At 72.3% G+C, this 18446-nt stretch carries 15 protein-coding genes; 9 read left to right on the forward strand and 6 right to left on the reverse strand.

The genetic code is table 11. From position 1 onward, the window contains the following. Window positions 1–396 precede the first annotated feature (396 nt). The 3 genes from AC3ET3_RS20685 to AC3ET3_RS20695 are packed head-to-tail and all read left to right on the forward strand — an operon-like array spanning window position 397 to window position 3096. Window positions 397–1431 (forward strand): glycosyltransferase family 2 protein, encoded by a 1035-nt coding sequence (locus AC3ET3_RS20685; protein WP_432134636.1) that lies wholly within the window; start codon window positions 397–399, stop codon window positions 1429–1431. Beyond that, window positions 1421–1831 carry a GtrA family protein gene (locus tag AC3ET3_RS20690; RefSeq protein WP_432134637.1) on the forward strand — a complete coding sequence of 137 codons (411 nt, stop codon included), beginning with the start codon at window positions 1421–1423 and terminating at the stop codon, window positions 1829–1831. Before AC3ET3_RS20685 ends, AC3ET3_RS20690 begins: the two co-directional genes overlap by 11 nt. Further along, window positions 1828–3096 (forward strand): NAD(P)/FAD-dependent oxidoreductase, encoded by a 1269-nt coding sequence (locus AC3ET3_RS20695; RefSeq protein ID WP_432134638.1) that lies wholly within the window; start codon window positions 1828–1830, stop codon window positions 3094–3096. The genes AC3ET3_RS20690 and AC3ET3_RS20695 overlap by 4 nt, the downstream gene beginning before the upstream one ends. A gap of 69 nt (window positions 3097–3165) precedes the next feature. Here AC3ET3_RS20695 and AC3ET3_RS20700 read toward each other — a convergent pair whose 3' ends face one another. From AC3ET3_RS20700 to AC3ET3_RS20715, 4 genes are all read right to left on the reverse strand, one after another. Next, window positions 3166–4926, reverse strand: a complete 1761-nt coding sequence (locus tag AC3ET3_RS20700; protein WP_432134639.1) for a hypothetical protein — start codon at window positions 4924–4926, stop codon at window positions 3166–3168. Continuing rightward, window positions 4923–6092, reverse strand: a complete 1170-nt coding sequence (locus AC3ET3_RS20705; RefSeq protein WP_432134640.1) for an acyltransferase family protein — start codon at window positions 6090–6092, stop codon at window positions 4923–4925. The genes AC3ET3_RS20700 and AC3ET3_RS20705 overlap by 4 nt, the downstream gene beginning before the upstream one ends. 68 nt (window positions 6093–6160) lie before the next feature. Further along, window positions 6161–7528: a polysialyltransferase family glycosyltransferase gene (locus tag AC3ET3_RS20710; protein ID WP_432134641.1), complete on the reverse strand. Its 1368-nt coding sequence runs from the start codon at window positions 7526–7528 to the stop codon at window positions 6161–6163. Then, window positions 7528–8508 (reverse strand): glycosyltransferase family 2 protein, encoded by a 981-nt coding sequence (locus AC3ET3_RS20715; protein WP_432134642.1) that lies wholly within the window; start codon window positions 8506–8508, stop codon window positions 7528–7530. The genes AC3ET3_RS20710 and AC3ET3_RS20715 overlap by 1 nt, the downstream gene beginning before the upstream one ends. A gap of 197 nt (window positions 8509–8705) precedes the next feature. Between AC3ET3_RS20715 and AC3ET3_RS20720 the strand changes: the two genes are divergently transcribed. From AC3ET3_RS20720 to AC3ET3_RS20735, 4 genes are all read left to right on the forward strand, one after another. Beyond that, entirely contained in the window at window positions 8706–10061 is a 1356-nt protein-coding gene (locus AC3ET3_RS20720; protein WP_435612627.1) for a DUF6716 putative glycosyltransferase, read from the forward strand. A gap of 140 nt (window positions 10062–10201) precedes the next feature. Next, complete coding sequence (locus AC3ET3_RS20725; RefSeq protein ID WP_432134644.1) at window positions 10202–11428, forward strand: cytidylyltransferase domain-containing protein; 1227 nt, start codon at window positions 10202–10204, stop codon at window positions 11426–11428. A gap of 14 nt (window positions 11429–11442) precedes the next feature. Further along, window positions 11443–12381, forward strand: a complete 939-nt coding sequence (locus tag AC3ET3_RS20730) for an N-acetylneuraminate synthase family protein (protein WP_432134645.1) — start codon at window positions 11443–11445, stop codon at window positions 12379–12381. 49 nt (window positions 12382–12430) lie between these two features. Then, the gene (locus tag AC3ET3_RS20735; RefSeq protein WP_432134646.1) at window positions 12431–13501 is read left to right on the forward strand and encodes a hypothetical protein; all 1071 of its coding nucleotides are present in this window, start codon (window positions 12431–12433) and stop codon (window positions 13499–13501) included. A 29-nt stretch (window positions 13502–13530) separates the two neighbouring features. Here AC3ET3_RS20735 and AC3ET3_RS20740 read toward each other — a convergent pair whose 3' ends face one another. Beyond that, window positions 13531–14019: a VOC family protein gene (locus AC3ET3_RS20740; protein ID WP_432157035.1), complete on the reverse strand. Its 489-nt coding sequence runs from the start codon at window positions 14017–14019 to the stop codon at window positions 13531–13533. A gap of 171 nt (window positions 14020–14190) precedes the next feature. On the opposite strand from AC3ET3_RS20740, the gene AC3ET3_RS20745 reads away from it, so the two are divergent. Next, window positions 14191–15951 carry a cellulase family glycosylhydrolase gene (locus tag AC3ET3_RS20745; RefSeq protein ID WP_435612628.1) on the forward strand — a complete coding sequence of 587 codons (1761 nt, stop codon included), beginning with the start codon at window positions 14191–14193 and terminating at the stop codon, window positions 15949–15951. Window positions 15952–16209: 258 nt separating this feature from the next. On the opposite strand, the gene AC3ET3_RS20750 is transcribed toward AC3ET3_RS20745, so the two are convergent. Continuing rightward, the gene (locus tag AC3ET3_RS20750) at window positions 16210–16521 is read right to left on the reverse strand and encodes a hypothetical protein (protein ID WP_432134649.1); all 312 of its coding nucleotides are present in this window, start codon (window positions 16519–16521) and stop codon (window positions 16210–16212) included. 407 nt (window positions 16522–16928) lie between these two features. Between AC3ET3_RS20750 and AC3ET3_RS20755 the strand changes: the two genes are divergently transcribed. Then, the gene (locus AC3ET3_RS20755) at window positions 16929–18179 is read left to right on the forward strand and encodes a M20 family metallopeptidase (RefSeq protein WP_432134838.1); all 1251 of its coding nucleotides are present in this window, start codon (window positions 16929–16931) and stop codon (window positions 18177–18179) included. Window positions 18180–18446 lie beyond the last annotated feature (267 nt).

Here is an 18446-nt window from a genome sequence, read left to right on the forward strand (position 1 = left end):
GTGGAGGAGTCACGTAGACGCCGACCTCCAGCAGGTCGCCCCGCACCCCGGCGGCTTCCTGACGGTCCAGGACCCAGTCGAAGAGCACCTGGTCGAGCACGGGGAACCAGCCCGGGACGTCATCGAGCCGGAGGGGTGGTCGCATCGCGTCGTGCGGATCGCTCATGAGAAGTGAGCACTTCCTCGTGTGATGGACATTCAGGGAAATCCTCAGTCTCTTCCCGCGGCGCACCGTCCGAATCGGCGATCAGGTGAACAGCGGGGAAATTCTGGCCGATCGGTGAAGGCGGCGGCGAGGAAGGTAATGCGGTTGTTCACGCGGGTGCTTCTCCTGCCGTCGGACATATGACTCCGGGCGTTTACAGCCGGTTCACGTCGCGCCCATACCTTCAACCAATGCCAGACATATCCAGCCGGGCGCGAGGGTCTGTTCTGCCCCGCCAGCGTGGTGGCGCCGCGCTCGTCTCATATGTATTGCCCGTCTTCAACGAACAGGACGGGATCCGCCATTTCCACGAGGAACTCGTCACCGCCCTGAGCGAGCGCCCCGAGTTCGCCTATGAGTTGGTGTACGTCAACGACGGATCCGCCGACGGCACGCTGGCCATTCTGGAAGACATCGCGAAGAACGACCGGCGCGTCCGGGTCATCGACTTCGCCCGCAACTTCGGTCACCAGATGGCCATCACCGCCGGGATCGACGAGGCACACGGCGACGCCGTGATCGTCATGGACACCGACCTGCAGGACCCGCCCAGGGTCAGCCTGGAACTGATCGACGCCTGGCGGGACGGCGCGGAGATCGTGCATGCCCGCCGGCGCAGCCGGCAGGACACCTTCTTCAAGAAGACCACCGCGCACGCCTTCTACCGCCTGCTGCGCTCCTCCACCGACGTCGACATCCCGGTGGACACCGGCGACTTCCGGCTCATGGACCGCCGCGCCGCCGACGAGCTGCGGCGCTTCCGCGAGCGCAGCCGGTTCGTGCGCGGCATGGTCGCCTCGATGGGCTTCCGCCAGAGCGAGGTGCACTTCGACCGTGACGAGCGGTTCGCGGGGGAGACCAAGTACCCCCTGAAGAAGATGGCCCGCCTCGCCATCGACGGCCTGACCGGCTTCTCCACCGCACCCCTGCGGATGATCACCAAGCTGGGCTTCGCGGTGCTCGCGCTGTCCCTGGCCGGCATCGTCTACGCGCTCGCCATGAAGGTCCTGCGGCCCGACATCACGGTCTCCGGATGGACGATGCTGATGGTCGTCGTGCTCTTCCTCGGCGGCGTGCAGATGCTGTCGCTGGGCGTGCTCGGCAGCTACATCGGCCGCACCTACGCGGAGGTGCAGGGCCGCCCGCTGTACACGGTCCGGCAGGTCATCTCGCACGCCGCACCGGCCGGCAGCGGCCCGGGCGGCGCCGGCGGCCATGGCGACTGACACCGTCGAGAGCACCGGCAGCCGCGGCCGGGACCTCCGTCAGCTGGTCACGTACGCCCTGGTCGGCGGCAGCGGAGTCCTGCTCGACCTGGGCGCGTTCCTGCTGCTCTACAACGTGGCCGGGATGCACGAACAGGTGGCCAACGTGCTGTCCACCAGCCTCGGCATCACCAACAACTTCGTCCTGAACGCCCTGTTCACCTTCAGCAAGCGCGACCGCCTGCTGATCCGCTACCTGCGCTTCTACGCCGTCGGGCTGACCGGCATCGCCCTGACCTTCGTCCTGCTCGCGGTGTTCTCCCGGGGCCTCGGCATCGATCCGAACCTGGTGAAGGCCGGCTCGCTGCCGCTGGTGCTGCTCTTCCAGTTCGCGCTCAACAGAAAGTGGAGCTTCGCATGAATCTCGGCGTCATCGGCGCGGGAGCGACCGGCCTGACCGCCGCCTACGACGCGGTCAAGCGCGGTCATTCGGTGACCGTCCTGGAGGCCGCCGACGAACTGGGCGGACTCGCCGCGTCGATCACCGTCGGCGGGGTGCCGCTGGAGCGCTACTACCACCACATCTTCCGCAGCGACCGGCAGATGATCGAGCTGATCGAGGAACTGGGCCTCGGCGGCGACCTGCGTTTCCACAAGACCACCACCGGCGTCTACCGCGACGGCCGCATGCACCCCTTCAGCACCCCCCTCCAGATGCTGACCTCCCCGCTGTACGGCCTGCCCGCCGGCGTCCGCTTCGGTCTGTCGTCGGCGGTGCTGAAACTCGTGCGCGACGGGGAGCGGTTCAACGACCGCACCGCGCTGAGCTGGCTGAACAAGTGGGCCGGGCGGCGGGCCACCGAAGCCGTGTGGGAGCCGCTGCTGCGCGGCAAGTTCGGCGACCGCGCCGACCAGGTGTCGATGGCCTGGCTGTGGGCGCGCGTGCACTGCCGCACCTTCGAACTCGGCTATCTGGACGGCGGGTTCGAGCGGGTGTACGCCGCCCTGCGGGACCGGATCGCCGAGCGCGGCGGCAAGGTCGAGTTCGGCAAGCGGATGGAGACCATCCGGCAGGAGGGCGCCCACGGTCCGGTCACCGTGCGCACCGCCGACGGGGCCGCGTACACCTTCGACCACCTGATCGTGACGACGCCGCAGCCGGCCTTCGCCCAGGCCGCCGACGCGCCCGCCGACGACACGGTCCGGCGCAACCAGTACCTGGGCGCGACCTGCTTCGTCCTCGAACTGGACCGCAGCGCGATCCCGTACTACTGGCTCAACATCAACGAGCCGGACTTCCCGTTCCTGGCGGTCGTCGAGCACACGAAGATGATCGACCCGGCGCAGTACGGCGGCCGGCACATCCTCTACGTCGGCAACTACGTGGAGCGCGACGACTGGCGCTTCACCACCGCCCCGGCCGAGCTGCTCGACCGCTACCTGCCGTACCTGAAGCGGCTGAACCCGGCCTTCGAGCGCACCTGGATCCAGGACTGGCACTTCTCCCGGGCCCCGTTCGCCCAGCCGGTGGTCACCCCCGGGTACAAGGCGCTGATCCCGGGCCACCACACCCACCTGAGCCGGGTGACGCTGGCGACGATGGCCCAGATCTACCCGCAGGACCGCGGTCAGAGCTACTCGGTGGAGCTCGGCCACAAGGCGGCACGGATCGCGGGCGCGGCCTGACCCGTCCGGCTCACGCGCGGAAGGGGCCCCGGAACGGCGAATTCCCGGGGCCCCTTCCGCGCGCGGCGGTCAGCCGCGGTGGCGCAGGGTGCACACCACCAGCTGCCGGCCCTCCGGCCTGGGGCACGCGTAGGTGCGCCGGATGTCGTCGGCGATCTCCGGGTCGACCACCGCGAGGGACATCCAGCCCGGCTGGTAGACCATGTACTCGGCCGGGTGCTCCTGGGTGACGCAGCGCACGTTCTCCCGGGTCGAGGTGAGGCCGGCGACCTCGGGGAGCCGCTTGGTGACGCTCAGGAAGGTGGGGAAGGGGTAACGGCAGCCGGTCGGATGACCGACGTAGTACGCCTGCAGCCCGAACGCCAGATACAGCACCTCGGCGTCCTCCGGCAGCTCGGCCGCCACCTGCTCGCCGGCGGCCCGCGCGGCCTCGGCCTGCTCCTTCAGCTCGGCGTTGGTGGTGACGAGGTGGCCCTGCACCACCCGTACCCCGGACGACGGCCACACGGTCGCCGCCAGGCACACGACGAGCGCGAGCCCCGTCAGGGCGACCGGGACGCGCGGGGTGCGCGGCCGGCGGGGGGCCCGCGCGAGCCGCATGTCGACCAGCGCGGCGGCGAGGGACGCGGCGCACGCGTACCAGGCCAGGTCGACCGTGTACACGTCCTCGCGGACCAGGAAGATCAGCGGGGTGAGCGCCCCGAGCACCAGGGCGAGCGCGGTCAGGCACAGCGGCGGGCGGCGGTACGCGCCGTACCAGCGGCCGACCGCGAGACCGGTGAGCGCGGCGGCCACCACCGGCAGGGACTCCCCGTGGTACGCGAAGAAGTTCCCCTGGTACATCACGACGCCCAGGCCGACGACGACCAGCAGCGCGGTGACGACGACCGCCTCGACGCGCTGCCGGCGGGAGCCGAGGGTGACCGCGAACAGCAGCAGCGCTCCCGGCAGCAGCCCGAGCACGGGCGTCAGGACGATCCGGTCGCCCACGTACTGGGCGGTCCGCTGAAGGAGGTCGGAAACGACGACCGGCTCGGCGCCGCCCAGCTGGTGGACGTTGATGTGCGGCATGTCGCGCACCCACTGCAGCTCGCGCGAACCCGACCAGACGCTGATCCCGAACAGCAGACCGGTGGCGACGGCGGTGGCGGCGGCCAGCAGCAGCGCCCGGACCCGGTCCACGGCGAAGACCACGAGCAGCGCCATCGCGGCCGTGCCCGCCGTGGAGTACTTCAGCAGGACGGCCAGACCGAGGGGCAGCGCGGCCAGGGCGACCGCCCGCCACCGGTCGCGGACGCCCAGCGCGGCGGCGACGGCCACCACCGCGAAGACGATCGCGAACCACTCCGGCTGCAGGTAGTCGATGACGGGCGCGAAGGCGAGAGTGAGGGCGACCGGAGCCGCGACGAGCAGCGCGTCGCGCTCGGGCAGGCGCCGGCGCAGGGCCCGCCACAGCAGCAGGCCGGCCGCCGCGCACAGCACCAGGCCGACCAGCCGCATCAGGGCTTCGCTCACCGCGAACGAGCCGAAGGTGACGGCGTCCAGCCCGGCGATCAGCCACCGGTAGAAGAAAGGCCGGTGGGCGAACACCTCGGACGGGGAGAAGCCGCTCTCCCCCGTGGTGCGCAACGCGGCGAGCACATAGCGGATGTCGAGAAAGACACCCGCCGTCAGAGTGATGTGGAGCAGCAGCCCCGCGGTGACGAGGGCCGTCGTCCACCCGGCGGGGGAGGTGAGGCGCGAACGGCGGAAATCCGCCCCTCGTGGCGAATGCGGCAACAGGTCGCGGGAGTCGGTCGCGGAGGATTGCCGCGTCGTCGGGGTCGTCATGTGGTCACCTGGAGTTCCGTGTCCCGGCGAACGGCCAGCGCGCGCCGGAGCCGGGGGCCGAAGGGCTTCTCCACGAAGCGGTACAGCAGCCAGGCGATCGCCAGCATGGACAGCACCGTGACGGCGAGCGTCGGGTAGGCGTCGAGTCCGAGTCGGCGGTGCAGGACCCGCACGAAGAACCAGCCCAGGTGCTCGTGGATCAGATAGAAGGGGTAGGTCAGCGCCCCGGCCACCGTCAGCCAGCGCCAGTTGGCCCGGCCCGTCCAGCCCAGCGCGACCGCGGCGACGGCCGCGAAGGCGGCGAGGACGATCAGCTGGACGACGTACGGACTGCGGTGGAAGTCGCCGTGCGCGCCGGGATGCCACAGGCCCCTGACGGCGTACCGCTGGCCCAGCAGATAGCTGACCGCCACGATGCCCCACAGCAGCGGGTCGCTGCCGCAGCGGTGGATCAGGTACAGGGCGAGGCCGCCGACGAAGTACGGCGCGTACGCGGGCATCGCCAGCTCCTCGGCCAGCGGATGGTCGGCGACCGAGGCGAACAGCCCCGCCACCGTCCACAGGCAGCAGAACAGCACCACGCGCCGGTAGGTGACGCCCCGCCACACCACGAACAGCGCGAACAGCACGTAGAAGCGGGCCTCCACCCACAGCGTCCAGTCCACCCCCAGCACCCGGGGCACGCCCATCGGCTGCTGCAGCATGGTGAGGTTGACCAGCAGCTCGTCCGAGCGCAGCGGCTTCTGGACCACCGGCAGGACGACACAGGCCACCGTGACCAGCACCAGTGCCGCCCAGTACGCCGGGTACAGCCGGGAGACCCGGGAGCGGAAGAAGTCGCCCATGCTCCGGCCCCAGCTGCTCATGCAGATCACGAACCCGCTGATCACGAAGAAGAACTGCACGCCGAGCGGCCCGTACGTGGTGAACTGCGACAGCGTCGGGAACTTCACGGCGGGGGACTGGTGCCAGGAGTCGGAGATCTCGCCGCCCCGGCCGGTGTAGTGGTAGAGGCAGACCATCAGGGCCGCGACCAGCCGCAGCCCGTCCAGGGCGCGCAGCCTGCTCTCCCGCCGGGGCCGCACGGCGGGTGGGCCGGGCGGCGGGAGGTCCGGCCGGGGCGCCGGTTCGGGTATCGGTGCCGTGGCCTGCTCAGCCGCGCTCATCCTGGGGGCCTTCCCGTGGGACGTCGAGAGAGGTGGGTACCTGCTGAGGGAGGGGGCTTCCTCGCGGACTACCGCTTCGCGGCCGCCCGCTTGGTCGCCGCCCGCTTCATCGCCCGCGCCCGGCGCGCCAGCCGCCGTACCGCCGCGTTGCGGGGGATGAAGGCGAGCTGGGCCGGTACGGCGCCGGGGAGGGCCAGGGACGCCAGGCGGCGGCGCTTGAAGTAGCGCCAGGTGCGCTGGTCGAGGTGGGCGGAGAGGAAACGCTCCGCCTCGCCCCGCAGCCCGGGGTGGATCTGCGGCTGCATCGCGAACCCGACCGCCCTCAGCAGAGCGGACAGCTCCGCCACCCGCTCCCGCGACGGCATGGCCCAGCCCTCCACCGCCGCCCGGTCCGCCAGGTCGGGCAGCAGCGCGTCCACGATGGTCAGCGGCACCCGGTTGCTGTTCTGGTACGGCGTGAGCGCGGCCAGCACGGACTCGGTGCCCGTCCGCGCCACGGGCAGCCCGTGGAACCCGGCGGCGGTGAACAGCGCGGTGGAGAAGCAGCCGGCCACCAGCGCGGGCCGCAGCCGCAGACAGGCGACCTCGGCGAGCACCGGCCGCTCCAGCAGGGTGAGGTCGGCGCCCAGCTTCCGCGCCTCCTCCTCCAGCAGCCGCGACCAGCGGGCCGGGGCCAGCGGGTGCGGCTTGAAGACGATCGAGGTGTGCCCGAGCGCCACCGCGCCGCGCACCATGTCCAGGTGCAGCCGCTCCTCCTCGGCGTCGCCGATGATGTCGAGCGCCGACAGGTACTGCCCGAGCAGCAGCGCGGGACGCCGCTCGGGCGCCGTCAGCTCCCGCTCCTCCTCGGCCAGTTCGCCCAGCACCTTCAGGAAGGCCTCGGTCGGCACCAGGACCGGCGGCACCCCGAACTCGGTGAGCAGCAGCGGGGTCAGGCCCGGCACCAGGTCGAGGTGGAGCAGCCGGTCGATCCGGGTGCCGACCAGCGGATCGATCTTGTTGCGGGTGGGGCCGTAGCTCATCAGTCCGTCGGCGTAGACGTCGACCGGAGCGCCGGTGAAGATCTGGCACACCGCCAGCGACGGGTTGACCTGGATGGACTCCACCACCAGCCGGACCTCGTCGTCGCCGAGGTTCCACAGCAGGCGCACGTACCGCTCCCACAGCGGGATGTCGTCGCCGCGGGGGCTCCAGCCGCTCGGGTGGAACGGGGCGATGGCCTCGTTCCAGGACACCACCTCGTCGAAGCGCTCCCGAATGCGGTCGAAACCGGGCATGGTGTCGACGGACGGCGTGATCTCCGGGGTGGCCGCCGTGTTGAGGACCACCAGCAGCCGGCGGTCCGTCGGCTCGAAAAGCCCGGCGTCGAGGGCGGCTGCCAGGGTGGCGGCGCCGTACAGGGTCGAGACGCAGAAGATCCGGGTCGTACGGGCCATCAGGCGGCCACCGTCCGCGACGCGACCGGCCGACGGCGCACCCGGCGCAGCAGGCTCGCCCGCTCCAGGTCCATCGACTCCATGACGTCCGCGAGCACGTCCTGCGGCATTCTCTTCAGGGCGGCGGCGGACAGCGTCCGCAGTTTCCGGGCCACGGCTGGTTCGAACCTCTCGATCGAATCGAGGTGATGCGTGATGATGGCGCAGTAGGTGCGCACCGCTTTGGGCAGCAGTACGTCGGCCTCGCGGTCGCGGGCCGTTTCCTCGACCACCTGGTCGAAAGCGCGAATGAAATCCAGTTGGCGGACATCACCGATCTGGGTCAGGGACGAGGCGACCCCCCGCCGGTAATGCACACCGAGCAGGCCGACCACGCCGAAGGATTCCGCCTCCCGGTGGAGTTTCCAGATCCAGGGCCGGTCCTCGGCCGTGCGCAGCCCGTCGGTGAAGTGCAGCAGCCCGCGGTCGACCAGCCGCCGGTGGTAGACGCCCGCCCAGGCGTAGGGGTAGTCCACCGAGGTGGACCGGTCGGCGGGCAGGATCGCCTCCCTGGGGTTCAGCACCGTCCCGCGCCGGCCGTGCGGAACCCGCCGCACGCTGCGCGCCCGGCCGGTGCACTGCACATGGTCGGTGCGCACGAAGTCGCAGCCCAACTCCTCGATGGCGGCCAGGAGTCGCTCGTAGTAGCCCGCGCTCAGCCAGTCGTCGCCGTCCAGGAACGTCAGGTACTCGCCGCTCGCCCTGTCGATGCCGGTGTTGCGGGCGGTCGCCAGCCCCCCGTTCCTGTCGTGTCTGACCACCACCGCGCCCGGCAGCTCGCGCTCCGCGCGCGCCAGGATGTCCGGGGTCGCGTCGGTCGAGCAGTCGTCGACCAGGATGAACTCGAAGTCCTCACGCGCGTTCGCACGCAGGCTCACGAGGGTGTCGGGCGCGTATTGCTGCACGTTGTAGAACGGCACGATGACGGAGAGCTTTGGCACGCGGAAACACTAGGACGTGTCATGACGCCGCATGTATCCCGAAGGGGACCGCGGAGTGAACTCGACGTGTCGGAACAGTGCATCACACCTACTTTCCGGCCGTACTCCGGCCGATTCGGCAACAGGAGATGTGTTGTTAACTCACTGTTGACTTCAGGTTGGCGCGCGACTGGATTTCCCTTTCTAGCGTCTTCGCCGTGCCACCGAGTAAGCCGCCGAGCAATACGACGCCCCCGCGGATCGCGGTCCTCGCGGACTCCGACACCCGCTGGAAGTGGGGTGCCCTCACCGCCGCCCGCATCGCCCCCGGCGACGCGCCGACCGCCCCCGCCCCGGACGGGTTCCTGCTGCGAGGCCGGGCCACCCCCACCCCGCGCCAGCTGGCCGAGGTCGGCGTGCGCGCCGACTCCCTGCGCGAGGTCACGGCCGTGGAGTTCCTGCGGGTGATGGAACGGCAGGAGTACGACGTCGTCGTCCTCGCGCTGGTCGGCGGCGGGGTACAGGCCATGCTGCACGGCCTGGCCCACGCCTGGCGGGGCCGCGACCGGCGCCCGGTGGTCGTCACCGGCTACGTCGGCGTCGTCTACGAGAAGCTCACCGACGGCCTCCTGCTGCGGCACGGCGCCGACCTCGTCCTCGCCAACTCCCGCCAGGACGCCGAACGGTTCCGCGCGGTCTACGAGGGAGTGGGCGCCGACGCGTCCGCGGTGACCGAGGTGGCCCTGCCCTTCCTCGGCGGCGAGCCCTACCCCGGCGCGCCCGACCCGTCCGCGCCGCGGGGGCAGCGGCCCTACACCGTGGTGTTCGCCGCCCAGCCCTCCGTCCCCGACACCCGCCGCGACCGTACCTACCTGCTGGAGCGGCTGGTCCGGCACGCCCGGCTGCACCCCGGCCGGGAGGTGCTGCTCAAGCTGCGCTCCCGGCCCGGCGAACACACCACCCACATCGAGGAGCTGCCGTACCAGAAGCTGGCGCAGCGGCTCGACCCGCCGCCCAACTTCCGCCTGGTCTACGGCAACATGGGCGACGTCCTCGACCGCACCGACCTGATGGTCACGGTCAGCTCCACCGCGGCCCTGGAGTCCCTGCACCGCCGTATCCCGACCGTCGTCCTCACCGACCTCGGGGTGCGCGAGGCGCTCGGCAACCACCACTTCGTCGGCTCCGGGTGCCTCGCCTCCTGGGACCAGCTCGACGCCGGGCACCTGCCGGTGGCGGACACCGCGTGGGTGGCCCGGCAGGGGGTCGCCGCCGACGGCACGTACGCCACGGCCTTCGACGCGGCCCGGGAACGCATCGCCGGACTGCTCGGCCGCCCCGAGGGCCCGCCCCCGCTCGCCCCGTACTACACGGCCGAGACCGCCCCCGGCTATCTCCCCGGCGTCCTCGCACGCCACCACCTGGGCCCGGACGGCGTCCCCCTGCCCGGCGCACCCGCTGCCGACAAGGCCCCCGGCCCCGTCCGCCAGATCGTGCGCCGGGCCGCGCGAGGCGCCTACCGGCACGGCGTCCAGCGGGTGGCGCCGGTGATCCGACGGATGGGCGAGCTGTGATCCGCGGACCGGCGGCAGAAGGGGCCCGGGGCTGTGTTCCCCCACGCGGCTCCGCCGCGGGGGCGCGACCAGCCGGCCACGACCCGCACGCGCACGACGACACCGCCCTCCCGGGCCGCCCGACGACTTACGGAGCCCCCATGAAGAGCGACCCCCCGGCCCCGATGCCCCGCATCCTCGCCGTGATCCCCGCCCGAGGCGGCTCCAAGGGCGTACCCGCCAAGAACCTCGCCCCGGTCGGCGGCGTCCCGCTGGTCACCCGCGCCGTCCGGGAGTGCCGTGCGGCCCGGCTGGTCACCGACGTGGTCGTCTCCACCGACGACCAGGCCATCGCGGCCGCCGCCCGCCGGGCCGGCGCCGAGGTCGTGCTGCGGCCCGCCGCCATCGCCGGCGACACCGCGACCTCAGAGGCCGCCGTCCTGCACGCCCTGGACGCCCACGAGGCGCTGCACGGCGAGGTGGTCGACGTCGTGCTGCTGGTGCAGTGCACCAGCCCGTTCGTGGTCCGCGAGGACATCGACGGCGTCGCCGCGGCGGTCGCCGGCGGCGACGCCGACAGCGCCGTCACCGTCGCCCCCTTCCACGGCTTCGTCTGGCGGGACGCCGACGCCGACACCCACGCGGAGGGCGGCACGGGCGTCAACCACGACAAGGCGCACCGCCCCCGGCGCCAGGACCGCCCCCAGGACTACCTGGAGACCGGCGCCGCCTACGCCATGGACGCGGCCGGCTTCCGCAAGCACGGCCACCGCTTCTTCGGCCGCACCGACCTCGTGCGCACCGACCCCGCGCGCGTCCTGGAGATCGACGACCCGCACGACCTGGCCCGGGCCCGGGCCCTGGCGCCGCTGTTCGACGCCGGCCGGCCCGGCGCCCTGCCGGCCGCCGACGACATCGACGCGGTCGTCCTCGACTTCGACGGCACCCAGACCGACGACCGGGTGCTGATCGACTCCGACGGACGGGAGTTCGTCGCCGTGCACCGCGGCGACGGCCTCGGCATCGCCGCCCTGCGCCGAAGCGGCCTGAAGCTGCTGATCCTGTCCACCGAACAGAACCCGGTGGTCGCCGCCCGCGCCCGGAAGCTGAAGCTCCCGGTCCTGCACGGCGTCGACCGCAAGGACCTCGCGCTCAAGCAGTGGTGCGAGGAGCAGGGCATCGCGCCGGAGCGCGTGCTCTACGTCGGCAACGACGTCAACGACCTCCCGTGCTTCGCCCTCGTCGGCTGGCCCGTGGCGGTCGCGAGCGCCCACGACGCCGTACGTGGCGCCGCCCGCGCGGTCACCACCCTCCCCGGCGGCGACGGCGCGATCCGGGAGATCGCCGGCTGGATCCTCGGACCCTCTCTCGACCCCCTCCCCAAGTAAGGACATCCCTCACCATGAGCACCAACTCCCGCCTGCGTCACTTCGGTTCGCGCGAGGTCGGCCCCGGCCGCCCCGTCTACATCTGCGGCGAGATCGGCATCAACCACAACGGTGAGCTGGAGAACGCGTTCAAGCTCATCGACGCGGCCGCCGAGGCCGGCTGCGACGCCGTCAAGTTCCAGAAGCGCACGCCCGAGATCTGCACCCCGCGCGACCAGTGGGACATCGAGCGCGACACCCCCTGGGGCCGGATGACCTACATCGACTACCGCCACCGCGTGGAGTTCGGCGAGGACGAGTACCGGCAGATCGACGCGTACTGCAAGGAGAAGGGCCTGCACTGGTTCGCCTCCCCGTGGGACACCGAGGCGGTCGCCTTCCTGGAGAAGTTCGACCTGCCCGCCCACAAGGTCGCCAGCGCCTCCCTCACCGACGACGAACTGCTGCGTGCCCTGCGCGCGACGGGCCGCACGGTCATCCTCTCCACGGGCATGTCCACCCCGAAGCAGATCCGGCACGCGGTCGAGGTCCTCGGCAGCGACAACATCCTGATGTGCCACGCCACCTCCACCTACCCGGCGAAGGCCGAGGAGCTGAACCTCCGCGTGATCAACACGCTGGAGAAGGAGTACCCGAACGTCCCGATCGGCTACTCCGGACACGAGACCGGCCTGCAGACCACCCTGGCGGCCGTGGCCCTGGGCGCCGCCTTCGTCGAGCGTCACATCACCCTCGACCGCGCGATGTGGGGCTCCGACCAGGCCGCCTCCGTCGAACCGCAGGGCCTGACCCGCCTGGTGCGCGACATCCGCACCATCGAGGCGTCCCTCGGCGACGGCGTCAAGAAGGTCTACGACTCCGAGCTCGGCCCGATGAAGAAGCTGCGCCGCGTCACCGGCGTCGTCGCCGAGGCCGAGATCGCCGCCGCGGCGGGCGAACCGGTCACCGTCTGACCACCGCACCCACCCCCCTCACCCCATACGACGGGACGGTCGCACTCCCATGAGCCCCCGCGCCGGGACCGCCGGCACCCATACCCTCGCCTTCGTGGAGAGCCCGGTACAGCTGCTGAACGTACTGGAGTGGGCGCACGCGCACCTGCCCGGCGCGGGGCTCACCCTCGTGGTCCTCGCACCCGTCGACCCGATGACCCGCGGCCAGCTGCGCCGGATGGCCGAACTGGCCCGCGAGCAGGGCCACAAGGTCCGCTGGGAGGACGCGCGGGGCGGGGCGACGGCCCCCTTCCGCACGATAGGCGGGCTGGCGGGCGAACTGCGCCGGGCGGAGCGGATCGTCATGGGCGACCCGTTCTCCCGCTACGTCCAGCTCCTGCTGACCATCGCCCGCGCCCCGCAGCTGGTGGTGGTGGACGACGGCACGGCGACCATGGAGTTCGTCGGCCAGCTCGCCCGCGGCGAACGCCTGGTGCGCTGGCACCGCAAGGGCGGCCGCCCCGGCCCCCGCGACCTGCTGTTCGCCCCGGTGTCGGCGTCGGCGCGCCGCCGGCTGACACCGCGCGGCGAACGGCAGGTGGAGGTCTTCTCCTCGATGCCGATCGACCAGGCCCCGCCGGGGGTGCGGGTCACCCGCAACACCTTCGCCTGGACCCGGGCCCGCTTCGGCCCGCCCAGCGTCACCAAGGGCGCCGACCTGGTGGGCACCTCGCTGGTGGAGACCGGCGTCGTCGACGCCGACCACTACCTCGCGGCGGTCCGGGCCCTGGCCCGGACACACGGCGCCACCCGCTACTTCGCCCACCGCCGCGAAAGCGCCGACAAACTCCACCGGCTGGCCGTGGAGACCGGCCTGGAGGTGGTCCGCCCCGAACTGCCCCTGGAACTCGTCGCCCGCCGCGGCCCCATCGGCTCGACCGTCCTCAGCTTCCCCTCCACCGTCGTCCACACCCTCCCGCTGGCCCTGTCCGGCACCGAGGTCCGCATCGCCGTCTGCGACATCGACCCCACCTGGCTCACCCGCCACGCCTCGCCGCGCGCCGGAAGCTTCCTGTCGGGCGTGACGGACACGGCCCGCGATGCCCACCGGCTGGCGTCGGTGGGGGTGCAGCCGGCGTAGGGCGGCCCGGCCGACCCGACTCGGTGGACCTACGCGGTCACAGCACCGAGGCGGCGCCGAAGCTCCTCCTGCGAGACGTCTTCCACGTGGGTCAGGAACACCCACATGTGGCCCGAGGGGTCCTTGAGAATGACGGTGCGATCACCGTGGAACATGTCCTTCGGCGGCTGGAGGATCTCGGCGCCGGCGGCTTCCGCCCGCGCGGCCAGGCTGTCGACGTCCGGCACGAAGACATGCAGCGTGACGGAGGTGGCGCCGCCCAGTGCGGCGGGCGCGGCGAAGGAGGCGGCCTCCGCCTCGTCCACGCTCGCGTCGCCCAGCATCAGGACCGACCGTCCGACGGTGATCTCGGCGTGCAGGATCCCGCCGCCCGGAGCGTCGATCCGGAAGTCCTCACGAGCGCCGAACGCCCGCTGGTAGAAGTCGATCGCCGCGGCGGCGTCGTCGAGCATGATGTGCGGGATCACGGCATAGCGGTACCGGTCGGGGACCTCGGTGTGGGCTGTGTGCTCGGTCACGGCGGATCTCCCTGCAAGGACGCCGCGGGTCGGTTCCTGCGGCTGTGCAAGGAAACCTAGAAGCTCAAGTCCGGTTGAGGGCAAGCGCCGATGCGGGCCGCCCGCTCCGCCGGCCGCCGCCCTGGTGCCGGGACGCACGCAGTCTTGACGTGTACTGGATGAGATGAGTCCATGGGAGCGCTCCCATCGCTCGGACGTCCCCACCCCGCCCACACCCACACCCACCTCACTTCTGGAGCCGCAGTGAGAACACCCCGACACCTGCTGAGCCGTCTTACCGGCCTGCTCGCGCTGGCCGGACTGTTCGCCGCCGGTCCGACCGCCGCGCACGCGACCACCGCACACGCCGCCGAGTCGCACGCCACCGAGTCACACGCCACCGAGTCGCCCGCCGCCCTCGCCGCCGGCCTGCACATCAGCGACGGCCGGCTGGTCGAAGGCAACGGCAACGACTTCGTCATGCGGGGCGTCAACCACGCCCACACCTGGTACCCGGGCCGCACCCAGCAGTCCCTCGCCGACATCAAGACGTTCGGCGCCAACACCGTCCGCGTCGTCCTCGCCGACGGCCATCGCTGGGCCGCCGACAGCCCGTCCGACGTCGCGAACATCGTCAGCCAGTGCAAGGCCAACCGGCTGATCTGTGTCCTGGAGGTGCACGACACCACGGGATACGGCGAGGAGGCCGCGGCCGGCACCCTGGACCAGGCCGCCGACTACTGGATCGGCCTGAAGGACGTCCTCGCCGGCGAAGAGGACTACATCGTCATCAACATCGGCAACGAGCCCTGGGGCAACACCGACCCCGCGGGCTGGACCGCACCCACCACCGCCGCCGTCAAGAAGCTGCGTGCCGCCGGCTTCCAGCACACGATCATGGTCGACGCGCCCAACTGGGGACAGGACTGGCAGGGCGTCATGCGGGACAACGCCGCATCCGTCTACGCCGCAGACCCCACCGGCAACCTGCTCTTCTCGATCCACATGTACAGCGTCTTCGACACCGCCCAGGAGATCACCGACTACCTCAACGCCTTCGTCGCCGCCCGACTGCCCATCGTCATCGGCGAGTTCGGCGGTCCCGCCGACCAGTGGGGCGACCCCGACGAGGACACCATGATGGCCACCGCCGAGCAGCTGGGCCTCGGCTACCTGGCCTGGTCCTGGAGCGGCAACACGGACCCCGTCCTCGACCTCGCGATCGACTTCGACCCGACCGACCTCAGCTCCTGGGGGCAGCGCATCTTCAACGGCGCCGACGGCATCGCGCAGACCGCCCGCGAGGCCACCGTCTTCGGTGGCGGCACGCCTGACGACACCGAGCCGCCGACCGCCCCCGGCACCCCGTCCGCGTCCGCCGTCACCGCCACCTCCACCACGCTGACCTGGGCCGCGGCCGCTGACAACGTTGGCGTGACCGGCTACGACGTGGTCCGCCTCGACGGCACCTCGGAGACCCGCGTCGCCACCACCACCGCCACCACGGCCACCGTCTCCGGGCTCACCGCCGCCACCTCCTACCGCTTCGCCGTCTACGCCCGTGACGCGGCCGGCAACCGCTCCGCTCGCTCGGCCGCGGTGACCGTCACCACCGGTGCCGGCGCCCCCGGCGGGTCCTGTGCGGTCGGCTACCGGGCGGTCGGCGAGTGGCCCGGCGGCTTCCAGGGCGAGATCGTCGTCCGCAACACCGGCACGACCGCCGTGGACGGCTGGACGCTGGCCTTCGCCTACACCGACGGGCAGACCGTCACCAACATGTGGGGCGGTACGGCCACCCAGTCCGGCGGCGCCGTGAGCGTCACCCCCGCTTCCTACACCCGCACCATCGCCGCCGGCGGCTCGGTCACCCTGGGCTTCACCGCCACCAAGGGCGCCACCAACACCGCCCCGGCCGCCTTCACCCTGAACGGCAGCACCTGCACGACCGCCTGACCGGCCGCCGCCGCGGGCCCTCGGCGAGCCGCTGCCCCGTCCCCTCCTGCCGACGCGAGCCGCCTCCGGCAGGAGGGACGGTCCGCGAGGCGGGACAGAACGCCCCAAGCGGAGGGAGCGACCGCCCAGGGACCGCCGGGGTCGGGGACAGGGCCAGGGCGAGGGCCGGCCCGGAGCACTTGGCCGCCCTGGGCCAACCGGCCGGTCCGGGGCGCCCGGCCGCCCCGGCTCGCCCCCGGTGCGCACCCCGCCACGGCCTCACGGAGGCTCCCCCTCCCACCAACCGAAGCCGTCCAGCAGCCGCCCCGCCTCCGTCTCCGCGACCTCGTCCGGCGGCACCGGGCGGGCCCGGCGGGCCTCCTCGCGGCGGCGGCGCAGGCCCGCCAGCCAGAGGACGCCGCCCAGCGCCGCCGCCACCAGCGCCATGACGGACAGCAGCCCGATCACCAGGAACGCCGTCCCGAACAGACCCGCCCGGGCGAGGAACCCCGGGATGTTCTCCTCGCCGCAGCCGCAGGCCCACAGGACGTCCCCCGCCCGAGCCCCCGCCACCCCCGTACCACTCGTCATGGCTGCCACCGTGCCCGCCGCCCCGACGCCGGGCACTCCCCGTGTCCGATCCGCCGCCCGGCAGTGACCCTTCCGGGACCTGGCCACGGTCCGGACACCGACGGAGAGCCGGTGGCGTGCGGTACGTCGGTACGGGTCGGGGTCCCGCACGCAGGCCCGCGCGGCCCCGGTTCGGTCCCGTTGACCGGACAGCCCCGGCGTGTCCTGGACGAGGCGTGGTATCCGTGAGGAAGAGAGAAACGGGTGGATTCATGATCGACCCGCTCGATGAGCGGGCGATTTTACCCACCCCAGACGGTAGCCATGCGCCGTGCGGCCAACTTTTCTTCCCCTATCGGGCGGAGTTTTGTTGATCGTGGGTCAGTTGACCGCCTCGGCGTCCTACCCTTCAGAGGGTGAAGCAACTGATGTCCCGAGAGTCCGAGGCCGACCCCGCTGCGAAAGCACTGCTTCCCGGCACCCTTCCGGAAGCCCTGCGCGCCGAACTCATCGCGTTCCGACGCGACCTGCACATGCATCCCGAGCTCGGCAACCAGGAGTTCCGCACCACCGCCGCGATCAAGGAGCGGTTGGAGAAGGCGGGGCTCACGCCGCGTGTGCTCCCGGTGGGCACCGGACTCATCTGCGACATCGGTACCGACGGTGCCGACGACGGGGCGGCGGGCGACGGCGTGCCGGTCCTCGCGTTGCGCGCGGACATCGACGCGCTGCCCATCCCGGACACGAAGAGTGAGTGTCCGTACCGTTCGACCGTGCCGGACCGCGCGCACGCCTGTGGCCACGACGTGCACACCACCGTCGTGCTCGGCGCCGGTCTGGTCCTCGCCGAGCTGCACCGCGAGGGTCTGCTGCCGCGTCCGGTCCGGCTGATCTTCCAACCGGCCGAAGAGGTCCTGCCCGGCGGCGCCGCCGACGTGATCGCGTCCGGCGCGATGACCGGTGTGGGGCGGATCCTGGCCGTGCACTGCGATCCCCGGGTCGACGCGGGGAAGGTCGGCCTGCGGGTCGGCGCCATCACCTCCGCCTGTGACCGGCTGGAGATCTCCCTCGACGGCCCCGGCGGCCACACCGCCCGCCCGCACCTGACCACCGACCTGGTCACGGCGGCGGCCCGGGTGGTCACCGACGTGCCCGCGCTGGTCTCCCGGCGCGTCGACACCCGCAGCGGGCTCGCGGTCACCTGGGGCCGTGTCGAGTGCGGCCACGCGCCCAACGTCATCCCGCAGCACGCCGAACTCTCCGGCACCGTCCGCTGCCTGGACATCGACGCCTGGCGGCAGGCGCCGGACATGGTGGTCGCCGCGATCGACGAGGTCGCCAACCTGCACCGCGCCAAGTCCGAGATCAACTACGTCCGAGGGGTCCCGCCCGTCGTCAACGACGCCGAGGTCACGGACCTGCTCCGCGAGGCGATGTCCGCCCGTCGCGGCCCGGAGTCCATCGAGGACACCGAGCAGAGCCTGGGCGGCGAGGACTTCTCCTGGTACCTGCAGCACGTCCCCGGAGCCATGGCCCGCCTCGGCGTCCGCACCCCCGGCGAGCGCACGGTCCGCGACCTCCACCAGGGCGACTTCGACGCGGACGAGTCGGCGATCACGGTCGGCGTGGAGCTGTTCACGGCCGCGGCCCTGGTCGACGCGGCGACCCGCCCGGCCTGACCTCGGCCCGCCCCGGCCCGCCCCGGCCTGCCCCGGCCCGACGCGGCTGGGGTTTCCGAGGCGACCCCGGAGGGCAGCACCCGGCCCCGCCGGGCCGGGTGCAGGTGGCTTGGCCAGACCCGGCGCGGGTGACCCACGCCCGGCCCGCCCGGCCCCGCCCGCCCGGCTTGATGTGCCCGGCCCCGCCCGGCCCGGTGCTGGTGGCATCGCCGGCCCGGTGCGGGTGGCTTCGCCGGGTTGGGTTACCTCGGCGTAACCGCCGTGCGG

Source organism: Streptomyces sp. bgisy159 (genome assembly GCF_057707805.1).